Origin of the sequence: Flavobacterium sp. T12S277 (assembly GCF_048514875.1) — a bacterium.
Lineage (GTDB): Bacteria > Bacteroidota > Bacteroidia > Flavobacteriales > Flavobacteriaceae > Flavobacterium.
The window spans coordinates 84,061-102,867 of sequence record NZ_JBLYEG010000009.1 but is presented as its reverse complement, the minus strand read 5'-3'; the positions used below and the strand labels follow the sequence as shown (position 1 = coordinate 102,867).

The 18,807-nt window shown below is 34.8% G+C and carries 17 protein-coding genes; 13 read left to right on the top strand and 4 right to left on the bottom strand.

Going from position 1 to position 18,807, the window contains the following annotated elements:
• Positions 1–73 precede the first annotated feature (73 nt).
• From ACN1CN_RS14130 to xrtF, 3 genes are read right to left on the bottom strand one after another with little or no spacing between them, the layout of a single operon-like run.
• On the bottom strand, positions 74–469 hold the full coding sequence (locus tag ACN1CN_RS14130) for an HYC_CC_PP family protein (RefSeq protein ID WP_419136121.1): 396 nt from the start codon (positions 467–469) through the stop codon (positions 74–76).
• Positions 470–514: 45 nt separating this feature from the next.
• On the bottom strand, positions 515–961 hold the full coding sequence (locus tag ACN1CN_RS14125) for an exosortase F system-associated membrane protein (protein ID WP_419136120.1): 447 nt from the start codon (positions 959–961) through the stop codon (positions 515–517).
• Complete coding sequence (gene xrtF / locus ACN1CN_RS14120) at positions 951–1,487, bottom strand: exosortase family protein XrtF (RefSeq protein ID WP_419136119.1); 537 nt, start codon at positions 1,485–1,487, stop codon at positions 951–953. The genes ACN1CN_RS14125 and xrtF overlap by 11 nt, the downstream gene beginning before the upstream one ends.
• A gap of 71 nt (positions 1,488–1,558) precedes the next feature.
• On the opposite strand from xrtF, the gene ACN1CN_RS14115 reads away from it, so the two are divergent.
• The 13 genes from ACN1CN_RS14115 (at position 1,559) to rpe (ending at position 18,004) form a co-directional block, all read left to right on the top strand.
• Positions 1,559–2,014, top strand: a complete 456-nt coding sequence (locus tag ACN1CN_RS14115; protein WP_419136118.1) for a GAF domain-containing protein — start codon at positions 1,559–1,561, stop codon at positions 2,012–2,014.
• 31 nt (positions 2,015–2,045) lie between these two features.
• Positions 2,046–2,990: a TonB family protein gene (locus tag ACN1CN_RS14110; RefSeq protein ID WP_419136117.1), complete on the top strand. Its 945-nt coding sequence runs from the start codon at positions 2,046–2,048 to the stop codon at positions 2,988–2,990.
• Positions 2,991–3,144: 154 nt separating this feature from the next.
• Complete coding sequence (gene rpsO, locus ACN1CN_RS14105; protein ID WP_007804772.1) at positions 3,145–3,411, top strand: 30S ribosomal protein S15; 267 nt, start codon at positions 3,145–3,147, stop codon at positions 3,409–3,411.
• A gap of 163 nt (positions 3,412–3,574) precedes the next feature.
• On the top strand, positions 3,575–5,710 hold the full coding sequence (locus ACN1CN_RS14100) for a polyribonucleotide nucleotidyltransferase (RefSeq protein WP_291285852.1): 2,136 nt from the start codon (positions 3,575–3,577) through the stop codon (positions 5,708–5,710).
• A 212-nt stretch (positions 5,711–5,922) separates the two neighbouring features.
• The gene (locus ACN1CN_RS14095; protein ID WP_264526150.1) at positions 5,923–6,315 is read left to right on the top strand and encodes a hypothetical protein; all 393 of its coding nucleotides are present in this window, start codon (positions 5,923–5,925) and stop codon (positions 6,313–6,315) included.
• 162 nt (positions 6,316–6,477) lie between these two features.
• On the top strand, positions 6,478–8,139 hold the full coding sequence (locus ACN1CN_RS14090; RefSeq protein ID WP_419136116.1) for an ATP-binding protein: 1,662 nt from the start codon (positions 6,478–6,480) through the stop codon (positions 8,137–8,139).
• Positions 8,132–8,878, top strand: coding sequence for a LytR/AlgR family response regulator transcription factor (locus ACN1CN_RS14085; protein WP_264526148.1), 747 nt, complete (start codon positions 8,132–8,134; stop codon positions 8,876–8,878). The genes ACN1CN_RS14090 and ACN1CN_RS14085 overlap by 8 nt, the downstream gene beginning before the upstream one ends.
• Positions 8,879–9,564: 686 nt before the next feature.
• Entirely contained in the window at positions 9,565–10,284 is a 720-nt protein-coding gene (locus ACN1CN_RS14080) for a hypothetical protein (RefSeq protein ID WP_419136115.1), read from the top strand.
• 20 nt (positions 10,285–10,304) lie between these two features.
• Positions 10,305–13,040, top strand: a complete 2,736-nt coding sequence (locus ACN1CN_RS14075; protein ID WP_419136114.1) for a TonB-dependent receptor — start codon at positions 10,305–10,307, stop codon at positions 13,038–13,040.
• 5 nt (positions 13,041–13,045) lie between these two features.
• Positions 13,046–14,272: a DUF4249 domain-containing protein gene (locus tag ACN1CN_RS14070; RefSeq protein ID WP_419136113.1), complete on the top strand. Its 1,227-nt coding sequence runs from the start codon at positions 13,046–13,048 to the stop codon at positions 14,270–14,272.
• Positions 14,260–15,996, top strand: coding sequence for a hypothetical protein (locus ACN1CN_RS14065; RefSeq protein WP_419136112.1), 1,737 nt, complete (start codon positions 14,260–14,262; stop codon positions 15,994–15,996). Before ACN1CN_RS14070 ends, ACN1CN_RS14065 begins: the two co-directional genes overlap by 13 nt.
• Before the next feature lie 122 nt (positions 15,997–16,118).
• Positions 16,119–16,982, top strand: coding sequence for a sigma-70 family RNA polymerase sigma factor (locus ACN1CN_RS14060; protein ID WP_007804760.1), 864 nt, complete (start codon positions 16,119–16,121; stop codon positions 16,980–16,982).
• Between the two features lie 359 nt (positions 16,983–17,341).
• Positions 17,342–18,004 carry a ribulose-phosphate 3-epimerase gene (gene rpe, locus ACN1CN_RS14055; protein ID WP_419136111.1) on the top strand — a complete coding sequence of 221 codons (663 nt, stop codon included), beginning with the start codon at positions 17,342–17,344 and terminating at the stop codon, positions 18,002–18,004.
• On the opposite strand, the gene ACN1CN_RS14050 is transcribed toward rpe, so the two are convergent.
• Positions 17,981–18,763, bottom strand: a complete 783-nt coding sequence (locus ACN1CN_RS14050) for a DNA/RNA non-specific endonuclease (RefSeq protein ID WP_419136110.1) — start codon at positions 18,761–18,763, stop codon at positions 17,981–17,983. The genes rpe and ACN1CN_RS14050 overlap by 24 nt on opposite strands.
• Between the last annotated feature and the right edge of the window lie 44 nt (positions 18,764–18,807).

The following is an 18,807-nucleotide window of genomic DNA, read 5'->3' as shown; positions in this document are numbered from 1 at the left end:
GTCATTTCTTCCAAAGGAGAAATAAACAAACAGCATAGCACAAGCCAAAATGGCCCGGATCTAAACATTAAAATCAGGAATAAAAAATATATTGATGGTATAATTTGAACAAAGGAGGTGCATTCGCATCAGTATAATACGAAATGACCTGATTGCTTTTGAAATTTGAAATTCCAAGAAAAGCAATTGGCTGATACTCCTGAATTACCGGAGGAAAAGCAAGCTGAAAGAAGAAAAACTTTAAAGTAGCATCGTCTGATTTTTTCTCAAAATGAACTACTTTGTCTTTACAGCAGGATGATTTTTTTTCGGATGCCCCACAACAATTCTTTTCCGCAGCGGCGGCTGTTGTGTTTAACGAAACCGAAGCAATCTCACCACCGCAATAGTGCACATCAAAAGCAAACCCTATGTTGGAGACCAACAACAGGAAGGCTAAAAATAATCCGGTGCACTTTTTTAGTTTCATACTGCAAAATTATTTAAAAGACACCAAAAAAGACCGCATAAAGTGTTATTTTTTTAAATTTTGTTGCTGATAATAAAATGCAGAAATAAATAACAGCACAAATATGGGTTGAATAATGAATCGTCGTACATAAAAAAGAAGCCAGTTCCACTGTGGAAAACATTCGAGAATGACAAAAAACATTACCAGAAGCAGCACGGCAAAAAACGCATATAAAAATAGGCTGAATTGAAACATATCACGATCCTGAAACAAGGTATAGATTAATACAAGAGACAGAATCGCATTCAGGACGTATCGAAGTAACAGATTCCAAAAAAGAGCAAAGGTCTCTACTTCCGGGAAAGGCAAATTTTTAAAATTCCCGTCAAAATAACGCAGAAAAGGATCATAAAACAGTTGATTTTCAAAAGCTCTGATAACGGCAAAACACAGTACAATTGCTATTGCAATTATTAATTTGAATTTGTGCTCAAGGATTTTATTTAGCATACTTCGAAAATTTGTTTACCCAAACAATCCACAAAAGAAAAACGAAACCGTAAATCATTAAAGGAAACAAAGTTCCGTGTAAAAAATGATTGTGTTCGTGAAAACGAAACAACAAAACCACCAATAGTGCTATTCTGGCCACATTTAAAACATAAATAGAAAAGATTCCAAATAGTATAAACAGCAAAGTAGCTTTAAACTTTCCGGAGAATGCCAATACAAACGCAACAAACAGAATCATAACGCTTACAGCATTGCAGCCTTCAACGATTCGAACCGAATAATGTTTATTGTACCAAACTTCTAACCACGAATCGGTGAGGCTTTTATGAACTTTGATCTCACAATGAAACAATTGCATGAGCTGTTCGACATTTCGCCCCACAACATTGGTTATTCCATCTACTTCATTGGGTCCGAAACCGTTCAAATAGAACTTATACACCAAGGTTAGTACAATATAGGCCGCAAAAAAAGTGCTTATAAAAATCAGGAAGGGCTTAAACTGTACTAAATATTTTTTCAACGGAATTTTTTTTCAAATTTATGTATTTTTTGAGTTTAGCTTTAAATACTTTTGTATAAAATTTTAACATCATGACATTTCAAGAATTACAACCAAAAATAAGCGCTATTGTTTCTGATTCAGTATTAGTTAGAGACGAAAAATTATTAGCAATCTGTCAGTTATTGAACGAAAATATTGAATACTACAACTGGGTTGGTTTTTATTTTGCCAATCACGAGAACAAAACTCTGCATTTGGGGCCATATGTTGGAGCAGAAACAGATCATACTGTTATTCCTTTCGGAAAAGGGATTTGCGGTCAGGTAGCCGAAAGTAATGCCAATTTTGTAGTGCCGGATGTTGCCGCTCAGGACAATTATATTGCCTGCAGTTTTACGGTAAAATCTGAAATAGTAGTTCCTTTATTTGTTGACGGCGTAAATATTGGTCAAATCGATATTGACAGTCATGTTATTGATCCGTTTACAGAAGCCGACGAAAGGTTTTTAGAGTTCGTGAATGAAGAGGTTGCCAAGCTTTTCTAAGAAACTCAAATACAATTAGCCAAATCAATTTATGAGAAAAAAAATTTTCATTGCTTTAGCATTATTTCCAATATTCCTCTTTTCACAGAATTCTTCAGACAAAATCATTTATCGTGATTCGATTGGAAAAGACGCGTCAAAAGAAGACCATGCTTTTTATACAATAATCAAAGATTATTACACCGACAAAGATTTATATCAGGTTAAAAACTACTATAAATCCGGAGTATTGCAAATGGAAGGGAATTCTAAAACAAAAGATGGAAACTCAAGAGAAGGAGAATACACCCACTACTACGAAAATGGAAAGAAAAGAAGGATCGAGAACTATCTTAAATCAAGATTAAACGGAAGTATTTCAGAATGGTATGAAAATGGCAATCCTCTATTAAAGGGCGAATATATTGAATCTAAAAAAGGATTTAGTTCTGAAATGAAGATTTATGACTTTTGGGATGTTAACAATAAGCATATGGTCATAAATGGAAATGGAACATATGAAGAAAATGGTAAGCCTTTTTCATCAAAAGGAAGCTTAAAAAATGGATTCAAGGATGGCGAATGGAAAACAATAAATGAAAATACCGGCCATCAGTATGATGACATTTACAAAGAAGGAACATTTATTTCTGGCAAAAGCACAGATAATAACGGTATAGAAACACAATATAATATTCTTGAATCAAGACCATTACCTAAAAAGGGAATACAAGATTTTTACAATTTCATAGGGACAAATTTTTCAAAGACAAAAGAAGCAGTTGCAAATAAAATAAGCGGACGATTAATAATTCAATTTATAATTGAAAAAGATGGTAAAATAACTGAACCCAAAATACTAAAATCACTAGGATATGGCCTGGATGAAGAAGCTATGAGAGTCATTACCAGTTATGAAAATTGGATTCCTGGCCAACAAAGAGGCATCCCTGTTAGAGTCAATTACTCTATACCTTTAACTGTGACAGACAAGTAAAACAAATAAGGCCGCAAATTGTTCGAAAACAAAAATTACTGTTCTTTTTGAGATTCTTTTATTTTTGTTTGATTTTTTTGTTTTTTTAATCTAATTTTGCACCCGTCTTACAAAAGTTGTATGACATACATAAAAATCATTAAACAATATTGGAATGTATTTAACTAAAGAAAAGAAAGAAGAGATTTTCGCACAACACGGTGGTGCAACAAACACTGGAAGCGCAGAAGGTCAAATTGCATTGTTCACTTACAGAATTTCACACTTAACTGAACACTTGAAAAAAAATCGTCACGATTATAACACTGAGCGTTCACTTGTACTATTAGTAGGTAAGAGAAGAGCTTTGTTGGACTACTTGAAAAAGAAAGAGATCAACAGATATCGTGAGATTATCAAAGTATTGAATATCAGAAAATAATCAATATAGAAAAGAGGTGCGAGAGTGCCTCTTTTTGTTTTTACATTACAAGCATTTTATAAGAAAAAAAGTTTGGTTTTTCATTGGGTTTTAGAACAATAACTACACACAACAACAACTACAACACAACTAAAACCCATTGTATAACCAATAAGGAAAAATTATGATTCCACAATTATTTGTAGAAAAGATCGATTTAGGTGATGGCAGAAGCATCACAATCGAGACAGGGCGTTTAGCAAAACAAGCAGACGGTTCTGTAGTAGTAAGAATGGGCGACACGATGATTCTTGCGACAGCAGTTTCAGCTCGCACTTCTAACCCAGGCGTTGATTTTTTACCATTAACGGTAGATTATCGCGAAAAATTTGCAGCAGCAGGTCGTTTTCCGGGTGGTTTCTTCAAGAGAGAAGCTCGTCCAAGTGATAGCGAAGTATTGACAATGAGATTAGTTGACCGTGTTTTACGTCCACTTTTCCCAGACGATTACCATGCTGAAACTCAGGTTATGATTCAATTAATGTCTCATGACGAAGAGGTTATGCCGGACGCTTTAGCTGGTCTAGCGGCATCTGCAGCATTAGCAGTTTCAGACATTCCATTTTATAACTTAATTTCTGAAGTACGTGTTGCACGTATCGATGGAAAATTCGTAATCAACCCAAGCAGAGTAGAATTAGAAAAATCTGACATCGATATGATGATTGGAGCTTCTTTGGATTCTGTTGCGATGGTCGAAGGTGAGATGAAAGAAATTTCAGAAGCTGAAATGGTGGAAGCCATTAAGTTTGCTCACGAAGCTATTAAAGTACAAATCCAGGCGCAATTGCGCTTGCAGGCTGCTTTTGGTAAAAAAGAAATTCGTACTTACGAAGGTGAGAAAGAAAACGAAGAAATTTACAAAAAAGTAAAAGCTGCAGCATATGATAAAATCTATGCTATTGCAAAAGTTGGTTCTGCTAAACACGAAAGAGGTGCTGCATTTGCTGAAGTAAAAGAAGAAGTAAAAGCTTTATTTACAGAAGAAGAATTAGCTGCTGATGGAGATTTAGTTTCTAAATATTTCTACAAAACAAACAAAGAAGCTGTTCGTAACGTAGTATTAGAACTAGGTGTTCGTTTAGACGGAAGAAAAACAACAGATATCAGACCAATCTGGTGTGAAACTGATTACTTACCAAGAGTTCACGGATCTTCATTGTTTACACGTGGAGAAACTCAGGCATTGGCAACGGTAACTCTTGGAACTTCAAGAGAAGCAAACCAAATTGATTCTCCATCTGAACAAGGTGAAGAGAAATTCTATTTACACTACAACTTCCCTCCTTTCTCAACTGGTGAAGCAAAACCTCTAAGAGGAACTTCAAGAAGAGAGGTTGGTCACGGTAACTTAGCTCAAAGAGCTTTGAAAAATATGATTCCTGCTGATTGTCCTTACACTATCCGTATTGTTTCTGAAGTTTTAGAATCTAATGGTTCTTCTTCTATGGCAACCGTTTGTGCTGGAACAATGGCTTTAATGGATGCCGGAGTTCAAATGACGAAACCGGTTTCAGGAATCGCTATGGGATTAATTACTGACGGTGAGAAATTTGCTGTATTGTCAGATATTTTAGGTGATGAAGATCACTTAGGAGATATGGACTTTAAAGTAACCGGAACTGCTGACGGTATTACCGCTTGTCAAATGGACATCAAAATTGATGGTTTACGTTATGACATTATGGAACAGGCTTTAGGACAAGCAAGAGAAGGACGTTTACACATTTTAGGTAAACTGACTGAAACGATTGCTGCGCCAAGAGCTGACGTGAAAGCACATGCACCAAAAATCATTACCAGAACTATTCCTGGAAACTTTATTGGAGCATTGATCGGACCTGGTGGAAAAGTAATTCAGGAATTACAAAAAGCTACAGGAACGACTATTGTAATCAACGAAGTTGACGAACAAGGTGTAATCGAAATCTTAGGTACAGATCCTGCCGGAATTGAAGCAGTATTGGCAAAAATTAAGTCAATCACTTTCAAACCGCAAATGGGAGAAGCTTACGAAGTAAAAGTAATTAAAATGTTAGATTTTGGAGCTGTAGTAGAATATACTGCTGCACCAGGAAACGAAGTTTTATTACACGTTTCTGAATTAGCATGGGAACGCACTGAAAATGTTACTGATGTTGTAAACATGGGTGATGTATTCCAAGTGAAATACTTAGGTGTAGATCCTAAAACTAAAAAAGAAAAAGTGTCAAGAAAAGCACTTTTACAAAGACCTCCACGTGAGGAGAAAAAAGAGTAATCAGATCTTAGTTTACTAAAGGTTTATTCATAGAAAACCCCAATTCATGTATTTGAATTGGGGTTTTTCGTTTTTATTGCAATTTTTCACTAAATATCTCCTCAAATACCCGAATAATCACAAAAAAACACGACAAACCTTACATTTATACAGGAAAATAAAATATCTTTAACACGCCAAAAAAACAAATTAGTAATCCTTAAAACACAATTATGTACTTTAACATTACCCAAATCACAAAAATTAACGAGCAAGATTTTGTCTTTTCAGACCAAAGCGGTCTTACTTTTCCAATCCCGCCTCTAGCCTCAGCACAACTTTACAGAAATCAGGGTGTACTTACCTTAAAAATCTGTGCTACGGTATACATCAACTCTAAAGATTCACAAAGCCCGGTGGTTGGAACCCTAATCGAAAATGATACCAATATCGAAGTTTATTTTGATTATGACTGGGACGAAAGCACACCAGATACTTACGATGTTTGGTATGTTGAAATCGATTATATTTCCGATACAGTTAACAATATTAAGAGCGTTACATCTTACTTAAGAAATTTAGACCCTGAAACCTCTAGAGGTACAGAAACTAAGGTAGGCAACTAAAAAATGAACACACATCGCTTAGATCGTCACAAATCAAGCGATGTTTTTCTTTCTTAATTTCACATATAGCTAACTTACAACATGCTAAGAATTAATATTTTCATCACTATAATTCTGCTTAGTCTCCCGTGTTTACTTTTCTGTCAAGTAAAACCAATTATTATGACATTAAATAAAGTAGTCGAAGATGAAAGTAAAGAATTTGAAAAAGAAATTAATTTCGAACAAGCAAAAGCATCTTTTATAAAGAAGAATTGGGATTCCACTCTAACCTATTCCATTAGTGCTTTGGCAGTGGCAAAAAACAAAAAAATAATTGATTATTGCCACTTTTTCAGAGGATATAGCTTTAGAGAAAAAAGATTATTCAAAGAAGCCCAAAGAGAAATGCTTTTGGTATCTAACAGCTTCAAACTTTACCCTTTTATAAATAAAAACCTTGGGCAAATTTCTTTAGAACTAAGAGATTTTAAAAAAGCTATTTATCATTTCGAAAAAGCTGAAAAGAAACCTCTTTCAAATAATCAAGATTACAAATTAAGTATTATATATGAAAACTTAGGCATTTGTTATCTACATCTTAATGATTTTCTTAAAGCTGAAAACTACTTTTTCAAAAGTCTGAAACTAAAAGAAACAGAAAATGACTTAATTTCTTTAATTGGATTGTATATGAATATTGCCAATTTATATTATTCACAATACAAAGACGACCAAGCCATTCCTTACTTCACAAAAGCTTATAAACTCTCAACAAAAATAAAAGACTTTGACACTAAAAGAGTCGCTTCAAAAAACATGGCTGTTGTTGAAGAAAATAAAGGTAATTTTAAAAAAGCCTTAGAATACAGGAAAGAATCAGAGCAATGGAAAGACTCCCTCAACAATCAAAATAAAATTTGGGCAGTTGCCGATTTTGAGAAAAAATTCGCTGTAGCCCAAAAGCAAAAACAAATAAAAGTACTTGAAGTAGAAAACAAACTTAAAAATACCCAACGTAACGGTTTCTTTTTTGCTGCCGTTGGTCTATTGCTAATCTTAACAGCAGGAGTGTATCTCTACGCCCAAAAAGTAAAAAATGGCAAAACCATATTACTTCAAAAAAACAAACTCGATCAATTAAATACGACCAAAGATCAACTGTTCTCTATTGTAAGCCATGATCTGCGCTCGTCGGTAAATGCGCTCAAAACAAGTAACGCGAAGTTATCGGCAACATTGGAAACCAAGAATTATGATGAATTGAACCAACTCATTATTCAAAACAGTACTATTGCAAGCGGCGCCTATAGCTTATTGGATAATTTACTGCATTGGGCCATGTTACAAACCAAACAATTGTACTTTCACCAAGAATCCGTTCACTTGTATTCTATCGTGCAGCAAATCGAATACAATTACAAACCTTTGCTACTGGACAAAACCATTACTTTTGAGAATTTAGTTTCAAAAAATAGTTTTATCTTCGTAGACCTCGATTCGTTAAAAATTGTACTTCGTAATTTATTGGACAATGCGATTAAATTTTCGAATGAAAATGGCAAAATAAGCTTTTACACCCGGGAAACCAATCCTGATTTTTGCGATCTGATCCTTGAGGACGACGGAATCGGAATGAGCCCGGAAACCATCAGAGAATTACTTACCGACAATACTTCTTTACTCGCCAAAAAAAATAATTCTGAAATTATAGGTACCGGTTTAGGTTTGCAGCTGTGCAAACAAATGATCAAAAAAAATGGCGGAACACTAGCCATAGAAAGCGAGCTCAATATAGGAACTAAAATGATTTTGACTTTCCCAAAAACAACCACCGATGGATAACATTCATGTTTTAATTATAGAAGATACCCCGGAACAAAGCGAAGCGCTATGTAAGGTACTGCGGCAAAACAATTATAATATTGTAGGAGTTGCAACCAATTTTACCGACGCACTGAAACTTTTTTACGAGAATACGATAGACATCATTATTATTGATGTTTTTTTAGACGGGAAACCCGAAGGAATTACGTTTGCCGAATCAATCAACATTATTCCAAACGCCTCCAAACCATTTGTCTTTTTAACCAGTTCACAAGACCGCCAGATCTTTGAAAGAGCTAAACTTACAAAACCTTTCAGTTTTTTGCTAAAACCTTTTAACGAACTGGAAATTCTATATGCCATAGAAATGGCAGTCGAAAAGTTTTATGCCCAAACCAATGTTTTTCAAAATGAAGAACAAGATACCGTGATTAGCAATGACTACTTGTTTATAAAGAAGAAAAACTCTTTGAAAAAAGTAGCACTAAACGATATCCTCTACATTGATGTCGAAGAACGCTATTGCAACATCATTACCGAGAAGGAAAAATTTGTAATTCTGATTTCATTGACAAAAATCAGCAATTTGTTAGACAAGAACAGGTTCATCAAAACACATCGAAATACGATTGTAAACACGAATAAAATAGAAGAAATTATCCTGGCCGATAATCTCATTATTTTAAAAGGCGATCACAAGATAAATCTAAGCGACACCTATAAAGATTTCATAAAAAAGATGAACATTTTGTCGTAACAGCAAAAGCTCAAAAAATAACAAGTCTGCAAATCCTCTCCATCCGGGAGGATTTTTTTTGTTTTGAAAGAAATACTCCCAACCACAAAGGCTTCGAAAGATTTCATGACAACAAATTCAGCTTTCGTGACATTTTTAATTTCCTTCCCAAAAATCAAAATTACTTTTACCCCAAGAAACCCAAATTATAAAACGTAAATGAGAATTGAATTAAACAGACCATCAGACATGAAGCTTTTATCAATATTAAAAAAAATAAAAAACAACCCCTGGGTTGGCGTAACTGTCTCTCTTCTATTTATCATTCCTTGTTTATACAAAATTCTTGACGACATCACGGTTTTCAGAATAGAATATCTCTTGCTAGCCATTGCATTCCCAGTCTATATAAAATCACTTAAGAAAATCTTTGATGACATCTTAGACACCTCAGACGATTTTTCGGACTAAACAATATTTTTTGCCCCTTTTTTAATGAAACACTACTGCTTAATCTTTTAAGTCAGGGTGTTTTTTTATTTTTAGACAAAACAACTCTTAAATTCCATCGACATTGCATAAATTGCTTCTTTTTTAAGTCAAAAAACATCAACATCTTTAATATTTAACAAAAACACCGCGCTTATTAACATTTTTTTGATATTTTTGAGAAGCTATAAACCAAAATATCCAAAACAACCAATCCTTTGAAGAAAAATCAAATAAAAAACCACTACCTAATTTTATTTGTCTTATTCTTAAATGCATACACCATTTACGGACAAACAAGCAATGAAATCTCAGTATACAACTGGTTTGACAAAAACCTGGGTGTAGAATCTTTAGAATTTGAAAACGGCCCGGCTCATTTAAACTTCGACAAAACCGTCAACAATCAAAATCGTTATTATATTTCCGAAGATTTTAAAAAAGGAAGTATGCAGTATAATAATCAAAATTACGCTGATTTATTATTAAACTACGATACGTATACCGATGAACTGGTTATAAAACCGTACGGGGAGCAAAACACCACTAAGGTTAATCTTTTTACCGAAAACATTAGCTCCTTTACCATAGGCAATGAAAAATTTGTAAATCTGAACGTCCCTAATTCAGACAGTTTCAGAAAGGGATATTATGAGGAAGTTCCGGTAGGAAACAACATTATTCTTTACATAAAGCACTCCAAAGAAAAGAAAAAAATCAACAAAGCCGAAGTCGATTTAATAGGTTATGTACCCAAACATGAATTTATTCTTTTAAAACAAAATACATTTTATCCTATAAATGATAAAAAGGAAATCACAACACTGTTTCAGGATAACAAAAGGAAAATAAATGATTTTTATCTTATGTATAGAAATTTAAAGAAGGAAGATGCTGCACTATTTATGAAAAACCTCCTGAAGTACATAAATAACTAAAATCCGTAGCAATTATCCAAATGAGAATACTTACCCTTCTTTTATTATTTTTCGGTTTTAACCAATTCATTTATTCACAAGATCAAAAAATTAACCTCAATTACAGCAACATCAATCGGGTTGAAGTTTTAAAAAAAATAGAAGCTTCTACAACTTATAAATTCTATTTTCAAAACGAATGGATCGACACTAACGTCTTAATATCCGGAGAGTACACCAATAAAACAGTACAAGAGGTATTAAACAAAGTTTTTGAAGACACCGATCTTAATTTCTTTATCACCAAAAACAAAGTTATTTTAACGAAAAACAGTATCATCTACGACAAATTTCAGAATGATAAAGGTCGAACCGTTAATGCCCCGATCTTTTTTCAACAGTACGATTCCGTTACAAAAAACAAAACCGATCAGGCTGCTCCTATTGCGTTAATTGGAAAAGAAACCATCGACTCTGACACCGATTTCTACACCATTTCGGGCCGTATCACCGACCTGAAAAACGAAAAACCTTTAGCCGATATAACGGTAAAAGCAAAAAATTCGACGGCAACAACCGTTACAAATGCCGAGGGATTCTATAGTCTAAAACTACCCGTTGGATTGGCAACAATCGAAATCGAGTCGATCTTGTACAATAACACAGCGCGAAAAATAATGATCTACAGCGACGGTACGTTGGATTTCTCGATAATTGAAAAAGTAAATCAATTAAAAGAGGTGGTTGTAAAAGGAAAAAACAGCCAAAACATAAGAACTGCCATCACAGGAGTTACAACCATTGAAGCCGAAGGCGTAAAAACAGTTCCATTGATTTTTGGAGAAAGAGATGTATTGAAAATTGCGCTGACCATTCCGGGTATAAAAACTGCCGGAGAAGGCTCGTCAGGATTTAATGTCCGAGGAGGAAAAGAAGATCAAAACCTGATGTTGCTGGACAACGGAACGATATACAATCCTTCTCACCTTTTTGGGTTTTTCTCTTCGCTTAACCCTTATACCATCAATAAAGTTGACATTTACAAAGGAGGTATCCCATCCGAATTCGGTGGCAGATTATCGTCTGTTTTTGATATTACCTCTAAAAACGGAAACACCGAAAAATTTTCGGGAGAGGGAGGTATTGGCCCGGTTACAAGCAACCTTACCGCTTCAATTCCGGTTGTAAAAGGCAAGGCAAGTTTATTAGTAGGCGGAAGAGCGACTTATTCTGACTGGATCCTGAAAACCTTAGACGATGAAAACCTAAAAGACAGCCAGGCTTCTTTCTATGATTTATTTGCAAAATACAGTCACAAAATAAACAAAAACAATTCCGTTGAAGGTACTGCCTACTATAGCAAAGACAAGTACAGCATCACCCCTGACTCGCTATACCAATACAGCAACCGTCTTATTTCTTTGAAATGGAAACACGCTTTTAACGAAAAAAACAATAGCGAATTTAATGTGTCTAATAGCGAATACAAATTCAGTATCGACTATGAATCTGTTAATCCTGAATCTTTTATTTTCAAATACAAAATAAACGAAACTCAGGCAAGCCTTAAATTCAACAGCGAACTTAACAGCAAACACAAATTGACTTACGGAATAACGAGCAAATTATACAAAGTTAGTCCGGGCGAGCTCAATCCAAATGGAGAATCTTCAATCGTAAATCCCATAAAAGTTGATGATGAAAAAGGACTGGAGTCGGCTTTGTTTTTATCAGATAAGTTTAAAATCACCGAGAAGCTGCTGTTAGATGTTGGAGCACGATATTCTTTATATGCCGCTTTAGGAGCGTCTACTCAGAAAATTTATCAGGAGGGTGTACCTATGACCCCTTCAACCGTTGTAGAAGAAAAAACGTATGGCAATAACAAAGTAATCACAACTTATGGAGGTTTTGAACCAAGAGTTGCTTTGCGCTACATCTTTGATGAAAGTCTATTTGTTAAGGCCGGTTTTGATAAAAACTATCAGTACATCCATTTATTAACCAATAACACGACACAATCGCCTACCGACACCTGGAAATTATCGGATTTGAATGTTAAACCTCAAAGCGGATTGCAGTACTCTTTGGGTATTTTTAAGAAACTGGATTATAAAGATATCGAGTTAAGCCTTGAAGGATATTACAAAACGTCTAAAAACATACTGGATTACAAAGTTGGAGCAAACCTGCTCTTAAACAAAGATCTTGAAACCGAATTACTTCAAGGCAATGGAAAAGCTTATGGTGTCGAATTTTTACTAAAAAAATCCGTCGGAAGGCTTAACGGCTGGCTTGGCTACACCTATTCCAGAACTTTTATAAAACTGGACAGTCAATTTAACGATGAAAAGGTAAACAACGGAGCGTACTTTCCAACGAACTTTGATAAACCGCATGACTTAAGCATTGTACTGAATTACAAATTTACACACCGTTATAGCTTTTCTTCAAATTTTGTGTATCAAACCGGAAGGCCTATAACTTATCCTATTGGAAAGTACTATTATAATGGCGCGGAATATACGCTGTACAGCGATCGAAACAAATACAGAATACCGGACTATTACAGATTAGACATCGGAATAAATATTGAAGGCAACCATAAAATAAAAAAATTAGCGCATAGTTTCTGGAACATTTCCATTTACAATGTTTTGGGGCGAAACAATCCTTATTCTATCTTTTTCGTAACAAAAGAAGGGCAGGTAAAAGCCTATCAAACCTCTATTTTTTCTGTTCCGATACCAACAATTACTTATAATTTTAAATTTTAAAAGTGATGAAAAAGACCTTACTCTTTGGATTTCTTATAACGATACTCCTCTCGATAACATTCGGATGTACAACACCCTACTCCTATCAGACCAATGGATTTGAGGATGCTCTTGTAATAGAAGCAACCATTACAAACGAATTAAAAAGTCAGCAGATTAAATTGTCCAGAACCTATAAACTTGAAAGCAAGAAACCAATCTTTGAAAGTAAAGCGGTGGTATATGTAACAGATGATCAGGGCAATAAATACGATTTTCAGGAAAAAAATGAAACTTATGTTTCCCTGAATCCGTTTCAGGCCAGTCCTGACAGAGCCTATCAGTTGCACATCCTTACAAAAAACGGAAGAAGTTATGTCTCGAATGAAGAGAAACTGCCACAACAGACTCAGATCGAAAAACTAGAAGCAAAAACGGTGACCAAAAAAGGCGTACTAGGGGTTGAAATTACTGTAAGCAGTAACGATCCAACAAACAAATCCCGCTATTACAGATATGAATACGACGAAACCTATAAAATAATTGCTCCTAAAGCGTATTCTAAAAAAGCCGTGGCTGTTTTTTTTGCTCCAGGCTCCAATCCAAAAGGACAGGTTGTCTTTCAAGACAGAACAACAGAAGTCAGAACTTGTTACTCAGATAAAAAATCGAATGAATTAATCCTGACCAATACCAACCAGCTAAGCGAAGACAGAGTAACGGATTTCCCTGTCAAATTCATTAGCAGCACAGACCCGATCATCAGAAACAGATACAGCATTTTAGTCAAACAATATGTTCAAAATCTTGCTGCTCATACTTTTTATGAAACCTTAAAAGATATATCCGACATAGGAAGTATTTTATCACAAACCCAGCCCGGATTTTTTTACGGAAACATAAAACCGATTGACAATCCTGGTGAAAAAGTGATTGGCTTTTTTAATGTGTCTTCTTACTCTGAAAAAAGGCTCTTTTTTAATTTTAAAGACCTCTTTCCTATGGAACCGCTTCCTAAATACCAATACAACTGTCCCTACCCGATTCCTGAAAATGAAGCAGACGAGTTTTACTATAATTACTGCTTTGGTGCTTCAACGGAATGCCAGGGAAATGTAGTCCTGGACCTGCTTAACTCCGGAATTAGAGTTTATTTTCCCGACGAAAGTCCAAAGTACTTATTGTATCCCGTAGAATGCGGAGACTGCACTTCATTTTCATCAAACGTAAAACCATCATTTTGGATAGACTAAAATACATCACCATCATAGCTTTAGCAATGAGTTTTCAGCAAATTTCGTTTGCTCAGAAAAACAATGCCATAACTGAGCTAAACGAAATAGACAAGAAACTAAACGAGTCTGTTTACATCAGTACAAACTCCAATTCGTATGTAACTGGTGAATCTTTATTCTACCAGCTTTTTTGCATCAATAAAGCAACAAACGAAACATCAAAATATAGTAAAGTTGCTTACTTACAACTGATCGATAAAAACAAAACAACAATTCTGACCCATAAATTATTTCTTGAAAATGGAACTGCCAGCAGTGCTTTTTTTATTCCAACAACTCTCGAAACCGGAAACTACAAGCTAATAGGGTACACCAACTGGATGTTAAACAAAGAGGCTGCCGAATACTGCAACATTGACATTTACATCTTAAACCCCTATAAAGACAAACCTCTAAATACCATTTCTCAAAAAGAAACAGTTCCAACAGCAAGCATAACCAATACAAACATCTCGTTTAATTTAAAAAATAAAACCTATAAAAACAGAGATTTGGCAGAACTGCAAATCAACACTGGTTCTGATGAATTTGCAAAGGGCAATTATGTACTTTCGGTACGAAAAGCAGATGGGTTTGTTGCTCAAAAGAAAACAAATTTTGCGGAACTTGCTGCAAACAATACCTCTAACAATGCGGAAACACCATTAAAAAATCCTAATTTTCTATTACCGGAATTACGAGGTGAAATCATTTCAGGGAAAATAAAATCCAGTAGTGCAGAAACTAAAAACAAAAAAGTCGCCCTTTCGATAGTAGGCAAAAATTATGTTTTAAAGCTTGCAAAAACAGACAATGAAGGGAATTTTGTTTTCAATCTCGAAAAACCAAATCCAAGTTCAAATGTCATCGTTCAAATTCTTGAGGACAACAAACAGGATTATACGATTGAAATGGACAAACCTAAAAATAGCAATCTTTCAAATTTAAGCTTTCCGGAGTTTCAATTCAACTCCGAATTCAAACAAAACATTTCCGAAAGACTGATTTCCACCCAAATCGAAAACGCCTATTATAACATTAAAAAAGACAGCACCTTAGCTTCTACCGATACTATTCCTTTTTACAACAAATTATCAAAAGAGTATAAACTGGATGCCTTTACCCGATTTCCAACCATGGAAGAAACCATAACCGAAGTGGTAAATGGTGTCTATTTTTCAAAAGAAAAAAACAACTATGCCATTCACGTTTACGACTACGATCCTAACTACGAATCTGCCTTACCCGCTTTAATAATAGTAGACGGACTGATTATAGAAGACCTGACCGAGCTTTTTCAATACAGCCCAAAAAACATCTATAAAGTCAATGTGGTAAAAGGAATTTACTACTATGGCGCGAAATCTTTTAACGGTGTGGTTTCCTTTACCACTAAAAACGGTGATTACGAAACCAAACTTAAAGGCAGCTTTATCATACGACCTGAACTTTTAAGACCACAGCCTAAAAAAGAATACTTTAAACCCGATTATACCACTACTAAAAATGAAAGGATTCCTGATTTCAGACACCAGCTTCTATGGATCCCTAACGTTAATTTAAGTGATGCTAATTCAAAAATACAATTTTACACCTCAGATGTATCCGGCAAATTTGAAATAACGCTGGAAGGATTTTCCACAGCAGGAAAACCTGTTTTTATTAAAGAAATTATAACCGTAAAAGAAGACGTTTCAAATTAGAGCTCAGCAAGTTAAAAAAGATAAACCAATTAATTTTAAAAATAATTTAAAGTAATTGTAACCTTTTTTCAACTTCTTACGTATAACTACTTGTACACTTAAAAATTGAGGAGACAAAAAACATGAGACAACTTAAAATCACCAAGCAGGTAACCAATCGTGAAACTGCATCATTAGACAAATACCTACAAGAAATTGGAAAAGTTGACCTAATTACCGCTGATGAAGAGGTAGAATTAGCACAAAGAATAAAAGCCGGTGATCAAAGAGCATTAGAAAAATTAACAAAAGCTAACCTACGTTTCGTTGTATCGGTTGCTAAACAATATCAAAATCAAGGATTAACTCTTCCTGACTTAATAAATGAAGGAAACTTAGGTTTAATTAAAGCGGCTCAACGTTTTGATGAAACTCGTGGTTTCAAATTCATCTCTTACGCTGTATGGTGGATTCGTCAATCAATCCTTCAGGCTTTGGCAGAACAATCCCGTATTGTTCGTTTACCATTAAACAAAATTGGTTCTATCAACAAAATCAACAAAATGTATGCCTTATTAGAGCAATCTAATGAACGTCCACCTTCTGCTGAAGAAATTGCAAAAGAACTTGACATGACTGTAAATGACGTAAAAGAGTCTATGAAAAACTCTGGTCGTCACCTATCAATGGATGCACCTCTTGTTGAAGGAGAAGATTCTAACCTTTACGACGTTTTACGTTCAGGAGAATCTCCAAACCCTGACAGAGAACTAATTCACGAATCATTACGTACTGAAATCGAGCGTTCATTAGAAACATTAACTCCAAGAGAGGCTGATGTGGTTCGTTTGTATTTTGGTCTTGGCGATCAGCACCCAATGACTTTAGAAGAAATTGGAGAAACTTTCGACTTAACTCGTGAGCGTGTTCGTCAGATTAAAGAAAAAGCAATCCGTAGATTAAAACATACTTCCAGAAGTAAAATCTTAAAAACTTATCTTGGATAACATCCATAGTTCCAATTATAGCAATTCCAAATTCCGATAATTTTGTTGGAATTTGGAATTTATTGCAAAACTGCCTATATTGGACCCCAAAGCAAACAACAGTTTGATTGACTGTTCGTTTTTTGATTGATGATTGAAACTCCGGCTGATTACCGGAGTTTTTTATTGCCCTATTTCGAAGGATGTCGTTTATCCATAAAACGAGTACCTTATTTTAAATTTTCACCTTACTTTATCCACCTGTTCTTTGTTGTTTCTGCAGTTAATTATCATTGCAAAAGAACTTTGCGTTAATCCTTGTGAACTTTGCAATTAAAAAAATTATCTTTGCAAAAAATAACACAACACACAACTACACAATGAAGAATACACTTATTGCTCCTTCTGTTCTTGCAGCTGATTTCGCTAACTTACAACGCGACATCGAAATGATCAATAACAGCGAGGCCGACTGGTTTCATATTGATATTATGGACGGAGTTTTTGTTCCGAATATTTCTTTCGGAATGCCGGTTTTAGAAGCGATTTCAAGACATGCAAAAAAAACGATAGATGTACACTTGATGATTGTTGATCCGGATCGATACATCAAAACTTTTGCCGATTTGGGTGCCAATATCTTAAGCGTACATTATGAAGCCTGTACCCATTTGCACAGAACACTTCAAGCCATTAAAGCCGAGGGAATGAAGGCAGGAGTAGCGATTAACCCACACACTAATATTGATTTATTAGAAGATGTAATCAACGATATTGACTTAGTATGTATTATGAGTGTAAATCCAGGTTTTGGAGGTCAGTCGTTCATCGAAAACACTTATGCTAAAGTAGAGAAGTTAAAAGCCTTAATCACGCGTAAAAATGCTTCGACAATTATTGAAATTGACGGTGGTGTTACGAGTAAAAATGCAAAACAATTAGTAGAGGCTGGTGCTGATGTACTGGTTGCCGGAAGCTTTGTATTTAAAGCGGAAAATCCAACACAGACTATTGCTGAATTAAAAGCTTTGACTCGTTTTTAAATTCTTCACATTCGGAAAGAAATCAATTCCGGTCATTTTCTCAAGAGTTTCAATTGGAACTACAAAATCGTAAAGTGACTTATCGCTATCCTCATTCGGAACCAAAAAAGCGATTGCTTTATGCTCTTTTCCGGTTTTAGCTAAAATGATTTTATAAAAATATTTAGGAACAGCGACTTTCTCTGTTCCTATTTTTTTATCTGAATCTTTCAAAATCCCTCCTGTCACTACATAAACATCCTTGTACTTTTCAGCCCAGTAACGTGTTTTTTGTTCTAATCTGTTCCAGATTCCGCTATTGAAATCGTGATCCTGAGGTGAAATGTTTGAGGTGTAAAATGTATCGTTGTAAGCACTCTCATTAAACTCCATATCTCCGGCCGGACAAAGATGCCCTTTATCATAACCCGATTTTTTATAATTCCTCCAATCGGCAGAACCCGTTGTTACTTTTGGATCTTCAATGAAATAAGGACGTTTATAGTCAGCATTTTTTAAATATTCTTTCTTTAATTCATAAGCAACCCACTCTGCCTGTTCAAATTTTTCATTATAGGACAAGGTATAGTATTTGTGCTTTACGATTTGTTTGGTAGTAGAAGTTGGTAAATATGCGACTGTGAATGTAGAGTCTGTACTGCTTTGGTTTGCAACAAACGGAGCTTGTTGCTGCTGAGGCAATTTTTCACTTTCGTTGCTTTCTTTTTTACACGAAAACAAAACCAATCCCAATACACCCCAAACAATATAGTTTTTCATTTTTTTTTAATATTTAGTTCCTAAGAAGTTTGTTAAATTACAAA

Coding starts and splice junctions, on each gene's coding strand:
- ACN1CN_RS14130 (WP_419136121.1), bottom strand. CDS start 469: ATGAAACTAAAAAAGTGCACCGGATTATTTTTAGCCTTCCTGTTGTTG.
- ACN1CN_RS14125 (WP_419136120.1), bottom strand. CDS start 961: ATGCTAAATAAAATCCTTGAGCACAAATTCAAATTAATAATTGCAATA.
- ACN1CN_RS14115 (WP_419136118.1), top strand. CDS start 1,559: ATGACATTTCAAGAATTACAACCAAAAATAAGCGCTATTGTTTCTGAT.
- ACN1CN_RS14110 (WP_419136117.1), top strand. CDS start 2,046: ATGAGAAAAAAAATTTTCATTGCTTTAGCATTATTTCCAATATTCCTC.
- rpsO (WP_007804772.1), top strand. CDS start 3,145: ATGTATTTAACTAAAGAAAAGAAAGAAGAGATTTTCGCACAACACGGT.
- ACN1CN_RS14100 (WP_291285852.1), top strand. CDS start 3,575: ATGATTCCACAATTATTTGTAGAAAAGATCGATTTAGGTGATGGCAGA.
- ACN1CN_RS14095 (WP_264526150.1), top strand. CDS start 5,923: ATGTACTTTAACATTACCCAAATCACAAAAATTAACGAGCAAGATTTT.
- ACN1CN_RS14090 (WP_419136116.1), top strand. CDS start 6,478: ATGACATTAAATAAAGTAGTCGAAGATGAAAGTAAAGAATTTGAAAAA.
- ACN1CN_RS14085 (WP_264526148.1), top strand. CDS start 8,132: ATGGATAACATTCATGTTTTAATTATAGAAGATACCCCGGAACAAAGC.
- ACN1CN_RS14075 (WP_419136114.1), top strand. CDS start 10,305: ATGAGAATACTTACCCTTCTTTTATTATTTTTCGGTTTTAACCAATTC.
- ACN1CN_RS14070 (WP_419136113.1), top strand. CDS start 13,046: ATGAAAAAGACCTTACTCTTTGGATTTCTTATAACGATACTCCTCTCG.
- ACN1CN_RS14060 (WP_007804760.1), top strand. CDS start 16,119: ATGAGACAACTTAAAATCACCAAGCAGGTAACCAATCGTGAAACTGCA.
- rpe (WP_419136111.1), top strand. CDS start 17,342: ATGAAGAATACACTTATTGCTCCTTCTGTTCTTGCAGCTGATTTCGCT.
- ACN1CN_RS14050 (WP_419136110.1), bottom strand. CDS start 18,763: ATGAAAAACTATATTGTTTGGGGTGTATTGGGATTGGTTTTGTTTTCG.